Here is a 15,890-nt window from a genome sequence, read left to right as displayed (position 1 = left end):
CCCTTGCTAAATAAAAATGCCGCTGCGCAGTTTGCGGCGCAGCGACGTGAATCGATGTCAGAAGAAATACTTGAATCTGGCGCGCATGCCGTAACGTTGGTCGTTGTCGCCGTTGGCTATCTTGTTGTCGGCGTTGGCTTCCAGCAGTGAGACATAGGCCCCCAAATACAAATTGAAATTCTTCATATTCATAATGTTAGGTATCTGATACGACGCATGAACGGTGTGGATGTCGTAGTTGCCCGGTTCGCTGAGCGGGTTGTGGATATCGGCGGCGATCCCGGCGGTATTGAACTCTTTGATATTGTTATGGGCATAGATATAACCCAGTTCGAAGCGCCGCCACAGCACGTTCACGCCGGCGGTGAAATCTTGCTCGCCTGACGCATCCAGATAGGCGGTGCTCAGGTTGGCTACCACGCCGTTGTTCGGATCGGCTGCGCTGTTGTTCCAGCTCATCGTCATGCCGTAGCCGTTGCGCTTGGACTGATCGACGAAGCGGCCCTGGCCGTCCTGATAGCCGTAGGCGTTATTCACCACGTTGCTTTCCATTGCCGCCGCGATGCTGAAGGCGTCTTTTTTCCAGGCGATCACCGGGCGCAAATAGGCGACGTTTTTCTTATTGTCCAGGGCGTTGCCGTGGTAGCTGTTGTCCTGGAACAGCGAAGTGCCGTCCTCCACCAGCGTGTTCAGCTCGAAATAGACATCACCGGCGTATTTGCTCAACATCAGGTTGCCGCCGCTGCTGCTGCGGCCGCGGCCTTCTTTCATCATGTAGATATAGCCGAAGCCGTCGGCGTACAGATCGTTGGCGGTATTGCCGGAGTATTGAATGAAGGTGTCCTGATTCAGCGGGAACATGTCGTAGGCTTCAAAGCGGCCGATTTTGGTTTGCCAGTTCTTTTCATTGCCGAAGAAGAAGGCGGCGTCGTCCAGATTCATTTTGCCGGTCATGTCCGCCAGCGGCTGCACGCTGAAGCCGGAGAAGTTACCGTCCTGATTGCGGCGGTAGCCGTCCAGCCCGACCAGAATGCGGCCGTTGATATCCCAACGTTCTTTGTTGCCGGGCTTCCAGTCCTTGTGGTCGCTGCCTTTCAGCGACGTCAGCTGGCCGCTGCGGCTGGCACCGTCCAGGTTGAACTCCACGTCGCCGTACAGCTTCAGCTCATTGAATCCGCTCAATTTCAGCGCGCTGGCCGGGGCAATCGGCGTAGCGGCATGCTGCGCAATCTGCGCGGTTTGCCGTTCGGTGTTGGCGGTGCGTTGTTCCAGCTGTTGCGCCCGGCGTTCCGCCGCCGTCGCGCGGGTTTCAGCCTGTGCGGCGCGCCGTTCCGCCAGCGCCAGACGTTGTTCCAGGGCGTTGAGGCGCGCCTCGATGCCGCCGCTGCCCGATGCCGCTGCGCTGGAAGCGGAGAGGAAAAGCCCTGTTGTTATCGCCAAATAGCTGAGTTTTTTCATCATCGTCTATCATCCGGGTAAGGGTTGTTATTATTGTTTGCTAAATTGATAAACCGGTTTTTCATGGCGAAAGATAACGAGAGGGAGGCGAGCTGGCAACTCAGTTAGCTAACCCGATTCAGCTATTGTGATCGAGCGCGCAAATCGTGGGCAAAAGACCACGGCGAACCTGGGGATCGCCGTGGATGCAGAGGATCAACGGAGGAAAGCCGCCAGCTCGTCGGCGTGGGGCAGGGCGGTCATGGCGCCTTTGGCAGTGGTGGCCAGTGCGCCGCAGGCCTGCGCCTGGGCGATAACCGCCGGCCACTGCGCTTCCTGCGGCAATTCGTGCAGGCGTGCCAGTGCCGCTAACAGCCCAGCGACGAAGGCGTCGCCGGCGCCGGTGGTATCGACCGGAACGACAGGCGCTGCGCGGAAATGACGCAGCCGTTGGCCGTCATGCACATAGACGCCGTCGCCGCCCAGCGTCACCAGCAGCAGGCGCAGCGGATAGGTTTGCATCATCCAGCGAATGGCGTTCTCCAGATCGTCAAGATGGCTGATGAAAGCCAGCTCTTCGCGCGACAGTTTTACCACGTCCGCCAGCAGAAGCGCCTTTTGCAGGCAGGGGCGCAGCGCTTCCGGCTGGCGCCAGACCTCTTCGCGGATGTTGGGATCGAAACTGACCCGGCCACCGGCCGCCCGGATGCGCTCCATCGCGGCAAAGGCCGCGCTGCGGCTGGGCTCCTGCGAGAGCGCGATGGAGCAGAGGTGCAGCCATTCCCCCCGTTGGAAATCCGGCAGATCGTCAGGCTGCAAAAACAGATCGGCGCTGGGCTGCACCATAAACGTGAATGAGCGCTCACCCTGCAGATCGAGATCCACCACGACCGTGGAGGTGTGGTGTTCGGGGTCCGGCCGCATATGGCCGATATCCACCCCTTCATCGCTCAGCACCTGCTGCAAAAAGGCACCGAAGCCGTCTTGCCCCACCCGCCCGATAAAGGCGCTGTCGCCACCGAGCCGGGCGATGCCCACCGCCACGTTAGCCGGCGCGCCGCCGGGGCATTTGAGATAACCGTTGGCATTTTCCGGCACCAGGTCGATCACGGCGTCACCCAGTACCCATACGCGATTTATCATGCTTAATCCCTGTTTTTGTCCTTGTCAGATGGGGTGCTAAAATAGAAGAATCGGTTTAGCAAGGCAATGAAATAATATCCGACCGTGAGCGAGATCAAAAAAATAGCGGGGGTGGGGCAGGGATAAGGTTTTGAGAATGCGCCCTCCGCAGGAGAACCTACGTCTGTGGGCGCCACAAAGAGGCTGGCGGTTTAATTTCCGCGATTTCAATCTACAACGCTTTACTCCTGGCCCATCAGCGGGTCGCTGACGCTGTGCTCGCCATCCTCCAACCGGCCCGCCAGGCGGCGCAGCCAACCTCCCGGGCTTTGCAGCGTAAGGTCATACCAACCGCCGCTGGCGCGGGCGTCAAACCTCTGTTGGTGACTGCTGCCCGCCGGCAGCGTGATGTGCCACGGGCCCTGCTGCGTATAGGGGCAGCGTTCGAGGGTAACCGCGATCGCTTCGGTGCCCGGGTTGTTCAGCTGCAGCTGCAGGCTGCGGCCCGTCGGGCGCAAACGCACCTCCGGCTGCGGCCGGTTCAGGGCGCCGCGCAGTTCACGATGAAAGCCGTTGGGGCCGAGCAGCCACAGATGGTACTCATCCTCCGTCTGCCAGTCGTCGCTGACCGCCTTGCCCGCCTCGACGGTAAAACGGCGCGGGATCTGCGCCAGATCTCGCCGATCGTAGACGTGAAACACCGCTCCCTGCTCGCCGGTATTGAACAGGTTCAGCGTCACGCGGCGCTGTTCGGCCTCGACGGTGGCCTCGACGTGCAGCTGGTAGGGCAGCGCGCGGGAAGGGCGCGCCAGGCGACGTTGGTGGGGCAAACGCTGGTGGACAGGCGATGGCAGCGGTACCTGCGGCAGCTGTTCCTGGCGCTGGCGCAGGCCATCGGCGGCGTGGCGACTGGTGGCGGGCAGGTTCGGCAGCGCTTCGCCGTTAGGGTCGACAAAGTTGAACGCCGAGGTGAGATCGCCGCACACGGCGCGGCGCCAGGCGCTGATGTTGGGTTCATGCACCTGAAAGCGCTTTTCCAGGAATTGCAGCACCGAGGTGTGATCGAAGACCTGCGAATTGACCCAGCCGCCGCGGCTCCAGGGCGACAGCACCAGCATCGGCACCCGCGGGCCGGGGCCGTAGATGCGGCCGTCCGGCGGCGGTTGATCCTGCGAACCGGGCGGCGCCACGTGCTGGAAGATCTCGGTGTCGAACGGCACCGTCGATTTACCGGCGAAGCTGCCGTCCTCGCGCAGCGACGGCGCGGAAGGCGAAGGCATATGGTCAAAAAAGCCGTCGTTTTCGTCGTAGTTGACCAGCAGGACGGTTTTACTCCACACCTCCGGGTTGTCGGTCAGCGCGTTGAGGATCTCTTGGGTGAACCAGCCGCCCTGCACCGGGCTGGAGGGATCGGGGTGTTCCGAATAGGCCGCCGGCGCGATGATCCAGCTGACCTGCGGCAGTTTGCCCTGCTGTACGTCGGAGCGGAACCCGGTCAGCATGGCGTCCAGATCGTTGCCGTCGGCGGCCGGCAGGGTGTTGCCGTTGCCTTTGTACAGTGGCGCGGCCTCGTTAAGCGCATCGCGATAGGGCACGAAGGCGTTGAAGTCTTTCGGCGGCCGCGCCGGATTGCCCACCTGAATGCTGGCGGCGCGGTATTGGCGAAAACCCGCCAGCGGGTTGTCGGTAAAGTTGTCCGGCAGGAATTGATACACCTTCCAGCTGACGCCGCTCGCCTCCAGCCGTTCCGGATAGGTTGTCCACTGGTAGCCGATCTCCGCCGGGCCGGGGCTGTCCCATTCGTTGACCACCACCGCCACGTCGGCGGCGGACGGGCCGTTGGTGCCGGTCCAGTGGAACAGCCGGTTGGTGTTGGTGCCGGCGTGAATAGCGCAGTGATAGGCGTCGCAGAGGGTAAAGGCGTTGGCCAGCGCGAACTGGAACGGCAGCTCATGCTGGCGGTAGTAGCCCATCGAGGCCGGCGTTTTGTAGGTGGGCCAGGCGCTCATGCGGCCGTGATCCCAGGCGGCTTGCTCATCCACCCACGAATGCGGCGTGCCGGTGACGCGCTGGGCGTTGCCGCGTTTGCTGTCCAGGTGGTAGGGCAGCACCAGTCGTTCGGCGCCCTGCTGTTGCCAGACATGGCGATCGCCGGGCAATGGAATGGTAAAGCGATCGCTGAAGCCGCGCACGCCCGGCAGGGTGCCGAAGTAGTGGTCGAAAGAGCGGTTCTCCTGCATCAGGATCACCACGTGTTCGACGTCGCGCAGGGTGCCGGTGCGGTTGTTGGCGGGGATGGCCAGCGCTTTGCGAATCGAGGCGGGCAACAGCGAGAACGCCGATCCGATGGCGGCAGCCCGCAGGATGTCTCTGCGTGAAAGGTCAGGCATGCGTCGTTAATCTCCGTCAGTGTGCTTTGAAGATAGCCGCTGACGACGATAATGGCGAAAAATAACAGGGAGATGAAAGCGAGGGAAACAATGCTCCCTGGCGGGAGCATTGCGGGGATAACGCTTACTGTCTGATCAGGCGACCAAGCGCCGGTGCCGTTTCGAAATCGCTGCGGAAGGGGTTGATGTCCAGGCCGCCGCGGCGGGTGTAGCGCGCGAACACGCTGAGTTTTTCCGGACGGCAGCTCTGCTTGATGTCGTTGAAAATACGCTCGACGCACTGCTCGTGGAATTCGTTGTGCTGGCGGAAGGAGATCAGGTAGCGCAGCAGGCTTTCGCGGTCGATTTTGCGGCCTTCATAGCGGATCACGACGCTGCCCCAGTCCGGCTGGTTGGTGACCAGGCAGTTGGATTTCAGCAGGTTGGAAGACAGCGTCTCCGACACCGGTTCCCCTCTCTCGGCCGCGCCGCTCAGGTATTCCGGTTTGAAGGTGAAGTCGTCGACCGCGATATCCAAATCGTCGATGTTGATGCCCGGCAGGCGCTCGATCTGCGCCGGGTAACCTTCCAGCCCCGGATAGAGCTTGACGGTGACCTGGCCGTTGGCCGCCTGCGACAGATCTTTCTGCATGGCGGCGCTCACCTGTTCCACGCTGTCAAAGCGCGTTTGGTTGAAGCTGTTGAGATACAGCTTGAACGATTTGGACTCGATCAGGTTCGACGAGGAGTGCGGGAAGGTAAATTCGCCGATGCCCACTACCGGCTTGCCCTTGGCGTTGAGCCAGGACAGCTCGAAGGCGGTCCACAGATCAAAGCCGCTGAACGGCAGCTGCCGCTCGTCCACGCCGATCAGATCGCGGCCGCGCGCACGCGGCAAGGCTTCGAGCAATGCGGGAGCATATTGATCCGGATAATCGGAGTTCGCGCCAAGATGGGTGATCTTATCTTGCTTTTGGATATGCATATTCATTGCCCTTTGCTTGTTCGGTATTGATGTAGCGGTTAAACAGACTGCGGGTGGCGTAGATTGGCCCGACGCCCAGCAGGGCGTAAACCACCTTGATCAGGAACTGCGACAGGATCATGGTTTTGATGATGTCCCAGCTCAGCACGTTGTAGAACGCCAGCGTACAGAACACCACGCTGTCGATGGCCGAAGCCACAACGGTACTGGTGATCACGCGCACAAACAGGTAGCGGGAGTTGGTCAACTCTTTGATTTTGCAAAGCAGGTAGGAGTTGACGTTCTCGGAGATCAGATAGGCCGCTGACGAGGCCACCAGCACCGCCATGATGCTGTGCACGATGCCGTTGTAGGTCTCGCTGTACTCCCACTGCGGAATGCTCGGCACCAGCGTCGTTACCCAGCCCCCCAGGACGAAGGTCAGGTTGGCGATAAACGAGATGATAATCGTGCGCCGGGCCAGCCGTAATCCATAGAATTCGTTGAGGATGTCCACCAGAATGAACGTGAGCGGGTAGATGAAGATCGCCGGTGGCGTGATGAGATTCAGCACCGGGATTTGGATCGGCTTGACGCCGCACAGCGTTGAGAAAATATAAATCACGCTGAGCGCCACGGTAATAATCAGGTAGGCGTACCAGGAGCGTTCGTGGCGATCGCTGAGCTCGTAGGCGGTTTTTTGTTTGTTGTCGCCATAGAGTTTGCGGTACAGCGCCTGCAGCTCGTGCCGGCTCAGATCTTCTGATATTTCGCTGTCGGCCAGCTCATTCAGCCCCATGGTAATGGTTTTGCCGGTGGCCAATACCATGACATTGGCCGCGATGGTGCCATGTCGGGTGAAGCCCAACAGCTTGAACTTCTGATTCGGTTCCATTTATAACCTTTCTCCAACGATATAACCCAGGAATTGCACGGTGTCCTGAGGGCGTTTGTCCATGCTTTCGCTGTCTTTGTCGTCAACCACAAAGAAGCCGCTTTTTCCCGAGTGATACAGCAAAGGTGAATCGCAAATCAGTACCGGCGGGCGTTTGATGATGATGACTTCGCCGGGAATAAATGACCCTTTAATTTCGGTCTCTATTTTCATTGCCAACATGTTCGACTCATCGCCGAAGAAATAAGTCAGAGGAAACTCGGTGACCAGTTGCCCGATCTTGCGCTGCGAGACGGCCAGATAGCGCGACTGCGGGATCACTGGGATGGCGGAAGGGTTCTTGTTGCCCTCGGTGGACAGCGTTTCGTTGAGCAGCTCCAGTTTTTCCAGATCGTAGTCTTCGATCTCTTCACAGGAGACCCCGAAGAAATCGGAAATTCGATTCACGGTGGATTGCTGAACGTTGTTCACTCTTCCGTCAAGAATTTTGTAGAGAGTCGTGCGCGTCAGGCCGCTGCGGTTGGAAAAGGAAGCCTTGGTTTCACCGCGGGTACGCATCAGATATTCAATATTTTTAATGATGTTGATTTTGCGCTGTGCGTTGGTGGTTTTCATCGGCTGTCCTTACAAACATTACGCTGGCTTCACTATATCTTACGCGTCGGCGTTGTCCAGATAAAAAGGCGCTGAGGGGGAGGTAACAGGCTGATTATTGGTGGTAATTATTGTTTTTTGTCAGCCGTTTAGCGCAGTGATGTTAGCGCAGGCGATCGGGGTGACCTGCAAAGATGATAAAACTGTGTAAATCAATTGATTAGCTTTTGCTTATGGAAAAGTGAACACAAAAGTCAATTTTATGTGTACTTTTATGTTGACCAAAGCCGATTTCATAAGCTACTGTTCATTCAAGCTGAAGTTTTTCTTTATGATCAAAACACTGAAGCCAACGATTTTATAATAAAAAACTCAGAGGGGGCGCTGCCACACTCTGAGCCTAATAGATTGCTTGCTACCGACACCAGGGACCCTAACTATCATGGCCGTTTGTCCGCGCGATCGGCCCATTCTTTTCCGTTACGCCCACCTTTCTCGAGCATAAAACACTCCCCCGTTACCGGAGGAGTGCATTAACTCATGGGCGAAAATCAGAGCGACTTCTGTGAGGCCAGCGGTTTTTGCGCCCGGCTGAAGGCCAGTTTGAGCACCCAATACAGCAGGCTGGCGGCCACCAGAGAGTTGATGGTCGGTACGCCCCATTCGGTCGCCAGACCAACGGCGCCACCGGCGATGCTGGCGACGATCGCCGCCCAGCCAATGGTTGGCGTTTCGTTTGGCAACTGGCCCGTGCGGCGGCTCTCGTCCAGGATTTTGCGGTGGCTGCGCAGCAGATAATAGTCCACCAGCATGATGCCGATAATCGGCGGGAAGACTACGCCAAGCACCGTCAGGAAGTCGACAAAGCGGTCCAGAATGCCCAGCACCGACAGCGTGGTGCCCAGAATCCCGATCACCAGTGTGGTGTAGGTGTACTTCAGCTTTTTGCCGGTGATGCCTTCCACCGCGTTGACGATGCCCAGCGAAGAGGAATACAGGTTGAGATCGTTGACGCGCAGGGTGGAGAACACCACGACCAGCAAACCGGCACCGCCGGCCGCTTGCGACATGATGGTGACCACATCGGCGGTGCCCAGGGTTTTGGCGATCAGGATCGCCAGGCCGTTCACCACGAACTCGCCGGCGATGATGGTGAAGATCGTGACGCCGAGCACGTGCTTGCCGTTTTTGGAGTAACGGGTCAGGTCGGGCGTCATCAGGCTGGCCACGATGGCGCCGCCGACGACGATGGTGATGCCGGCGCTGATGGTCAGCGGTTCACCCGGCGGCGCCAGCTGGATGATCTCCTGCAGGTTATGCCCGGTCAGTGCGGTCACCGATATATAGGCCACCAGCATGATGAACATCGGCACCGCGATACGGGCGGCGATGCGCAGCGCTTTGAAGCCGAATGCCACCAGGATGGTCAGCAGCGTGCCCGAGAGCCCGGCGGCCAGGCCGAAGCCCAGCTTATTGCCGAGCGCGAAGTCGAGCGACTTGGCGAAAATGGCGTTCTGAATGCCGAACCAACCCAACAGGCTGACGGCCACCACCACGCCAATCAGCACCGACCCCAGACGGCCGAAGCCGCACCAGCGCGCCAGCAGGCTGCCGGAAATCCCTTCGCGCATGCCCGCCAGCCCCAGGCCGTAGGTCACCACGCCGAAGATCAGGCTGCCGACGAAAATGGCGGTGAAGGCGTCAATCAGCGTCATGGAGTTGCCGAGCACGGCGCCGAGCATGAACTGGTCCAGCGCGGTCAACATGCCCATGTGCACGATGGCCACGCTTAAAAACGAAACTCTTCTATCCTGCGGCACCCGGGTGAGCGGATAATCTTCGATCTTTATCACGGTGAGATCTTCCTTGCGGTTCAAATAAACTGAATGCCTTTGGTTATCAGGCGATCGGGAATGTAGTTATCCAGGTTGGCGTATTTGCAGTACTCCTCAAATTGCTGCTGAGTATGCACGTTGGCCTTCTGGTAAATGTTATAAATGCGGTTTTCGATGGTCTTATTGCTGACGTTATAGATTTTGGCGATCTCTTTCACCGTAAATCGCTGAAGCATAAGAAAAATGACATCGAGTTCGGCACGGGTGAACAGCTCGTTATTGACTTCGGTGGTCAACACGCTGGGCTTTTGCTGATTGATGTATTTCAGCGGCGACAGGCTGTTCATCGGCTTGGCGTTCCAGATCACGCCAATCACCTGTTTGTCATCGTTGTACACCGGCAGCTTTTCGCTGATAAACGGCGTCAGGTTGTCTTTGCCGTACCAGTAGTGCGTTTCTATGACCGTGACCCGATCGCGCGCCGCTTCGGTCATCTTGTCATGCTCGATAAAATCGGCGGCGGAGTCGGCCCAGTCGGCGGGGAATTCGTGGTCATATTTGCCGGCGACGTCGAAATTCAGCGGCGTATTGGTATAGAGATAAGCGGCGCGATTCATATAGAGGTGGCGGGACAGCTGGTCTTTGATGCCCCAGGGCTCGCTCAAGTGCTCCATCATGGTGATGAGGCCCTTAAAATAAGATTCATTATTTTTATGCGATGAACCCATACCTACCTCTGCGCCGCTCAGGCCGCGTTACAGGCTTTTAGCCAGGTAATGGCGGGTGTGGCGATGTGCGTAGTCGCCCAGCTCGCCGTAGACCCGGTAGCCCAGTTTTTCGTAGAAGCCCCGGGCCTGGAAATCGAAGGTATCGACATAGGCCATATGGCAACCGCGCTTGCGGGCTTCTTCTTCGGCCAGTTGCATCAATTGGCGGCCGTAACCGCTTTTGCGACATTGATCGCCGACCCACAGATATTGCACTTCCAGGCCGCCCCACCAGGTGCGTGCGACCAGGCCGCCGACGATCTGCTGGTTGTCGTCGGTGACGGTCAGGAACAGTGGGTGAATGTCTACGGGCTGGGTTTTATGGTTGTGAGCCCAGAGGCTGTCGATAACGAACTCTTCATCCTGCGGGTTGGGTTTGTCGGTGATATTAATATTCATTTTTAATATAATTCCCTGTTTTAATTATTCAAAACTGAATTAGGCACTTTCGCCCTAACCGCCTCTAATATCACTTCCGTTAATGTATTTCAAGGGTGGTTTTCACCCTTTTCCGCCGGGTGAGGGGACGCTTATAGTAGGCGTCACAGGGAGAAGAAAATAGTGAAACAGGCGATATTAAAACGCTGAAATGCCCTGCTTACACCATCTTTTCCTACTTGCGCCTCACCAGGGCCCCACCGGGAAAACTGCAGTACTGTATGGCTCCACCGGATAGAGCAAGCTCACTTGCCGACGGGGGAGCCACTTTGTTTTTTGAAGCGCCCACCCACGCCCGCCATTCGCTGTCTCAGATATTAAACACTCTTCTCATCAGAAGATATGCGCCGCAGATGAAAATGTGGCCGATACCTTCTGATCCGCTGATTTAGTCCTCTGTTATGACGCTGCTCAGCGCCGGCTCGATGGTGGCATCCAGCATGGCGCCGTGTCCTAAGGCCGGCCACTCCCGATAGCCGACGGCGAGACCGTCGAGCTGCGCCAGGTGTTCGGCCAATAAATGCGTTGCGTCCGCCGGCAGAGTGGGGCTCTTCACCCCGGGCGGGGCCGCACGATCGCGTTCCGCCAGGCCAACCCACAGTTGCAGCCTCGCCACCGGCGCCGGGCGTCGCGCCATCATCTGCTGCGCTTCTTGCAGGATCATGCCGTTGCCCCACCACAGCGAGGGTTCCACGGCGATGTAGCGTTGGAAGGCGGTGGGATGGGTGAACAACGTGTGCAGCACGAAGAGCCCGCCATAGGAGTGACCCCACAGCGTTTGCCGCTGCGGATCGACCGCCAGTTTGGCGGCGATCGCCGGTTTGATCCGCGTTTCAATCAATTGCAGGAACGCATCCGCGCCCCCGCCGCTCCGCGGCGGTTGCTTCAGGCCCGCCGGCAGAGGGAGCGTATAGTCGTAGGCGCGGCCGGCGGCATCGATGCGCAGATCGTTGTCATAGCCGATCATCACCAGCACCGGCGGCCGCTTCGCCGCCGCCAATTTGGCCAGCAAGGCGGGATTCAATCCCATCAGCACCGCATTGCCGTCGAGGAAATAAACCGTTGGATAGCCGTCAGGCGCAGGGGCCTGGCGCGGCTGGGCGATGCGAACGCGGTAATGCCGTTGGCCGTCGGCGGAGGTGAAGCGCAGATCGCTGAAACGGTAATCTGCAGAATCGCTATCGGCAACGGTAGTGCCGATCTTGCGTTCCAGGTCGGGCCTGGCCAGCACGGAACCCGGCAGCCAAAGGCCGATGGCGAGCGCCAGAAGCGCGGAGATAAAATGCCGGTTGGACAAGAACATGCGGATCAACATCCTTGTAAAAGGCCGATAGTAGCATCCGTTCGGGGCCGGCAAAACCTACCTTTAGGGCGGGCATTCCGACGGCGAAGTGCGGCCGAAGCCCAGAGAGGGCCGCCAGTTGCTTTGCAGGGTTAATAGCAACCCCTTGTTATTATTGATAAGTCAGGAATAAGAAGGGTTACAATTAATTAGAAATGGTTATGATTTTTGTGGGTGAGCAAACGGCGAAGAAGGGCGAAAACATACGGTTATCAACGATGTTTAGCAAAAAAAGCCCTATAAAATAGGGCAAAGACACACAACAACACCAGGGAAACTTTCCGGTATCTTATATTATAGCTTCCTATACATATAGAACATTTTATTATAAATATGTAAGTGATTCTTATTAATCACTCAATACCATTGTTTTTCAAATGGTTATGCAGCCTTTGCTGAGATATTGCCCTTGGGGCTGGTGCAGGTAGCCAAGGGCAGGCGACAGAGGGCTTTGCCGTAACGGTGGCATAGGCAGGCGGGATGATCGGCCCAATAATCTTCAAGGCGATACCGGCCGGCAGGCTGCAAAAATGCCGGCCGGTATTTCTCCAGGTGCGCCACCCAATCTTCCTGGTGGCGTCCGGTAAAATCAGTGCGGTTGCAACGTCAACATCTCGCCAAGCAAAACATCGGTTGGCGGCAGGATATCCGTATCCAGCCCGGCGGATGGCGTAAAGGTCAATTCGCCGAAAATGATCTGGCCTTTGGAGATATAGAAGTCAACGCGAACAAACTCGAAGGGGGCGGACAGGCGTGAAGCGTACTCAAACAGCGCATCATATCCCTCTGGCTTCACGAAGGCGTCTATTTCTTCCTGGCTCAAGGCCAGGCAGTCATCGCTGTAGCACAGAAACTTGAAATCTTTGTCAAAGAAGTAATACTTCGGCGACCCGGTATCTCTGCCGACACACAGCAACGTGCAGTAAGGCACACCGCGGAAACAATAGATTTTATAATCTTCAGGCCCGTGACCATTGGGCGATTCGATATATTTTTCCCCAATGATCTTTTTTTGTATCCCTTTGTAGTTGAGTTCTACATAGGTTTTCCAATAATCATCTTTCATCCAGCCATCGATCAATTTTTTGGCGCTCTTGATATTCAGCAATTTTTTATTTTGGCAAATCAGGTTATACCCGGAACCGTGATTCCCTTTGATCACAAACTTATCCGGCAATGTGTCCCACGGAATATCGTTTACTGAATCACAGGCAAAGTACAATTCATTAAGGATCTCTTCGCACCCTTGATCTTTGATGTATTGCCTTACCGCATATTTATCTGCACATTGCTTCACCAATGTATTTTGACTATAACCATTCAACTTCAGATGATTGATCTTTTCATTCCAGGTGGACGGCGACTGTAAGTTTAACGGTTTGCCAAATGCTTTTTTGTAGAGCAACCTGGCTTTGAATTCGGGGGCCAGTACGGCCAGCTGCTTTATGATAAATTTAATGATTTGTCTTTTCATATACGTAATTCCATCAAAGCGTAGTGACAATGATTAAGACGTTTTTATTTAAAACGCGGGTGGCTCGCTTTCACTGCGCCATTGAATGGCCGTCGGCGTTGTTCCCAGATCAAATGGCTTGTGGCCTAACGCCCGATTAAGAATGCGGGCCGATCGCCACGCCATCAGGCTCAACTGAGGATCGGCAATGCCGTGGTTGTGCATGCTGGCGTTCATGGCAAATAAGCAGTTCTCCGCTGGGCCTTCCCACTCAAAGGTAAAGTCTGGGGAGATGCGGTATTCGCCATCTGCAGTGGTCAGCAAGCGGTGGGCCAAAGGCTCAAGGAACTCTGGCGTGGCCGCCTGATAACCGGTGGCAAAGATCACCACCTCCGCCTTGAAGGCTTCTTCGCCGTGATCGAGATGATGACGCGTTTCGAGTTGGTAGGCGTTATCCAGCGTGTGTTTCACGGCCGTCAGCGAACGGCTGGGCAGCAGGCGCACCCATAGTTTCTCGCGCAGGACATCGAAGCGGTGGTACATGGCGCGATAAATCGCCAGCAGCGACTCACTGGTGATGCCGTCTGAGGTCATCTTCTGTTCGGCCAGCATATGCCTTTTGGCCGCACTATCCAGCGAGTAAAAGCTCTCGACGTAATCGGGCGTGAAGTATTCGTTGGCAAAGGCCGCTTCATCGAGCGCGTTGTAATTGTTACGGCGCGATATCCAGTCGAGCTGCTCCGGCTGCCCCCATTCACCTTTAAAAATATTCAGGAACAGGTCTGCGCCGCTCTGGCCGCCGCCGACGATCGCCACGCGCTTGCCGGTCAGGTCGGGGTTGCGCAGCATCATTTCACTGGCGTGGAAACAGCGATCGCTTTGCGCCATCACGCAATCCGGCAACTTTATTTTCTTGCCAATACCAATGCTGACGTGTTTGGCGTGGAAGACCTTATTCGAGGTGGTCACCACGAACTGGCGCTGCCGATCGTCGAACTCGATCCGCTGAACGTCTTGATTGAACGCCAACGAGTCCATTCCGCCGGCGGCCCAGGTGAGGTAATCGGCGAACTCTTCACGCGATGCGGTGCGCTGTTCCGTCGTCAGAAAACGATAGAACTTTCTGTTTTTTACCAGATAGTTGAGGAAACTGTAGCGATTGGTGGGAGCAACCGCGCTCACCAAATCTTTTAAAAAGTTGGTTTGCATGCTGCAATCCGCCAGGATCATCCCTGGGTGCCAGGAGAAATGAGGCTTGCGCTCCAGGAATTGCCCCGTAAACCCCTCTATTTCACTTCCTAAGGCCGCCAGGCTAAGATTCGACGGGCCAAGGCCAATGCCGATTATATCCAAACGCTGATTCATTAATAAGCTCCAGTATAATGAGAATAATACCCAGAAATACGGCTGCAGATAGGGTGGCTTATAGCAACCAGGCTGCCTTTTTCTTATAAGTAAGCTTCACGAATTAAATTTAATTAAAATGTGTGCGGGCCAGAAATACCGAGTTTTTAAATGCCCGTTTAGAATTAGGTAGCACATCAGGTAAAGGCTACGGGCGTATTTCTTTCCATGAAAATCCCTATGAAAGCTTGCATGTGTTTATAATTAACTCGTTTAGGTATAAATCCGATAAATTCTTGTTTGTCACTCCATGAAAACGCCAACCCAGGAAAAAGAAAAACCGCTGGGTTTTCATCAGTTGTTCTCGTGTCGACGCTGGACTGCGCTCGTCTTATGTCTCTGGGATCAAGTATTCGTTGCTTAGAATAGCCCTAAAATGCGCCTTGGGAAGGTGAAATAACATGATATTAGAAGCAGAGGGCGTTTTGAAAATATGAAATTAAAAGTGAAATTATGAAATCAGCTTATCATGATTTGTTTTTTGCCATATTATTCAACGTGTTGAATTGTTATTCGTAATGACGTAGCGAGCCAGTGAGCAGGGGTTTTTCCTGCCGCAGTGAGCCTCTTCCTTCGCTGTATCCTAAGCATTCCCTCCCTGCGAGTACTCATAGGCTGAGTAAAGACTGCTCATTCCGCATGCAAAATACACTATTCGTTTAGTGGGCACCGGCTCAATGCCGGTGGAAGGTCAGAGAGGCTGGCCGTCACGCTCGACGTGGCTACGTTGTGAGAAAGACTTGTCTAACCACGCGACGGTTAATTGTTCGTATGATAGGAAGATTCTTATGTTTTAGTTATAATCCGTACCAGGAGTAGGTCTAAGAGAGCGATTATGAGGTTCTTAATCAATAACCGAATCATCTTCGATGAGGATAACTCGACGCTGGCGTTGGCGGAGGAGAACCTCGAACCGGTGACGCTCACCACGATAGCCAATCGTCTGCTCGCGCTGTTGGTAAAAAATAACGGCATCTTGATTAGCCGGGACTTTATTTTTTCCACCGTCTGGGACGACCATGGCAAAACGGCCTCGAACAGTAACCTGAACAACTATATCGCCAGCCTGCGCCGTACATTTTCCGGCTTGGGAGAGAGCGAAATTCTGGTTACCGTGCCGAGGCAGGGATTTATGTTTACCGCAGACAGCATTTATTCCGTGGCGGACAATATGACGCAGGACGAAAGCGTTCCTGCCGCTCCTTTACCCGTCCGGCGCCGTTGCGATGCCATTTTACCTAAGGAAGGTGCGAACAAGTTCCTGATATGA

At 55.9% G+C, this 15,890-nt stretch carries 13 protein-coding genes; 1 reads left to right on the top strand and 12 read right to left on the bottom strand.

The features are described from left to right. Positions 1–57: 57 nt before the first annotated feature. The 12 genes from HMPREF3138_RS16990 to HMPREF3138_RS16935 all read right to left on the bottom strand — a co-directional run bounded on the left by HMPREF3138_RS16990 (position 58) and on the right by HMPREF3138_RS16935 (position 14,581). The gene (locus HMPREF3138_RS16990) at positions 58–1,458 is read right to left on the bottom strand and encodes a carbohydrate porin (RefSeq protein ID WP_038881883.1); all 1,401 of its coding nucleotides are present in this window, start codon (positions 1,456–1,458) and stop codon (positions 58–60) included. A gap of 195 nt (positions 1,459–1,653) precedes the next feature. Further along, the gene (locus HMPREF3138_RS16985; RefSeq protein WP_038879399.1) at positions 1,654–2,580 is read right to left on the bottom strand and encodes an aminoimidazole riboside kinase; all 927 of its coding nucleotides are present in this window, start codon (positions 2,578–2,580) and stop codon (positions 1,654–1,656) included. A 221-nt stretch (positions 2,581–2,801) separates the two neighbouring features. Continuing rightward, entirely contained in the window at positions 2,802–4,949 is a 2,148-nt protein-coding gene (locus HMPREF3138_RS16980; protein WP_038879395.1) for a phosphocholine-specific phospholipase C, read from the bottom strand. 124 nt (positions 4,950–5,073) lie between these two features. Then, a complete protein-coding gene (queF, locus tag HMPREF3138_RS16975) occupies positions 5,074–5,913 on the bottom strand; it encodes an NADPH-dependent 7-cyano-7-deazaguanine reductase QueF (RefSeq protein WP_038879393.1) in 840 nt (279 codons plus the stop codon). Beyond that, entirely contained in the window at positions 5,891–6,787 is an 897-nt protein-coding gene (locus HMPREF3138_RS16970; RefSeq protein ID WP_038879390.1) for a queuosine precursor transporter, read from the bottom strand. Before HMPREF3138_RS16970 ends, queF begins: the two co-directional genes overlap by 23 nt. Continuing rightward, positions 6,788–7,402, bottom strand: a complete 615-nt coding sequence (locus HMPREF3138_RS16965; protein ID WP_004937341.1) for a helix-turn-helix domain-containing protein — start codon at positions 7,400–7,402, stop codon at positions 6,788–6,790. It abuts the gene before it with no gap. Positions 7,403–7,932: 530 nt separating this feature from the next. After that, a complete protein-coding gene (locus HMPREF3138_RS16960; RefSeq protein WP_038879783.1) occupies positions 7,933–9,234 on the bottom strand; it encodes a cytosine permease in 1,302 nt (433 codons plus the stop codon). 20 nt (positions 9,235–9,254) lie between these two features. Further along, positions 9,255–9,944 (bottom strand): helix-turn-helix transcriptional regulator, encoded by a 690-nt coding sequence (locus HMPREF3138_RS16955; protein WP_038879387.1) that lies wholly within the window; start codon positions 9,942–9,944, stop codon positions 9,255–9,257. A gap of 27 nt (positions 9,945–9,971) precedes the next feature. Further along, on the bottom strand, positions 9,972–10,382 hold the full coding sequence (locus HMPREF3138_RS16950; protein WP_019453029.1) for a GNAT family N-acetyltransferase: 411 nt from the start codon (positions 10,380–10,382) through the stop codon (positions 9,972–9,974). A 427-nt stretch (positions 10,383–10,809) separates the two neighbouring features. Next, entirely contained in the window at positions 10,810–11,724 is a 915-nt protein-coding gene (locus HMPREF3138_RS16945) for an alpha/beta hydrolase (RefSeq protein ID WP_038879781.1), read from the bottom strand. A 628-nt stretch (positions 11,725–12,352) separates the two neighbouring features. Continuing rightward, a complete protein-coding gene (locus HMPREF3138_RS16940) occupies positions 12,353–13,237 on the bottom strand; it encodes an ATP-grasp fold amidoligase family protein (protein ID WP_038879385.1) in 885 nt (294 codons plus the stop codon). Between the two features lie 48 nt (positions 13,238–13,285). After that, the gene (locus HMPREF3138_RS16935) at positions 13,286–14,581 is read right to left on the bottom strand and encodes a lysine N(6)-hydroxylase/L-ornithine N(5)-oxygenase family protein (protein ID WP_038879382.1); all 1,296 of its coding nucleotides are present in this window, start codon (positions 14,579–14,581) and stop codon (positions 13,286–13,288) included. A gap of 874 nt (positions 14,582–15,455) precedes the next feature. Here HMPREF3138_RS16935 and HMPREF3138_RS16930 point away from each other — a divergent pair. Then, positions 15,456–15,890, top strand: a complete 435-nt coding sequence (locus HMPREF3138_RS16930; protein WP_070559193.1) for a winged helix-turn-helix domain-containing protein — start codon at positions 15,456–15,458, stop codon at positions 15,888–15,890.

Source organism: Serratia sp. HMSC15F11, assembly GCF_001808215.1.
Taxonomy (GTDB): domain Bacteria; phylum Pseudomonadota; class Gammaproteobacteria; order Enterobacterales; family Enterobacteriaceae; genus Serratia; species Serratia nevei.
Note: the sequence above shows the minus strand (reverse complement) of the source record. Positions and strands in the feature narration are given on the sequence as shown.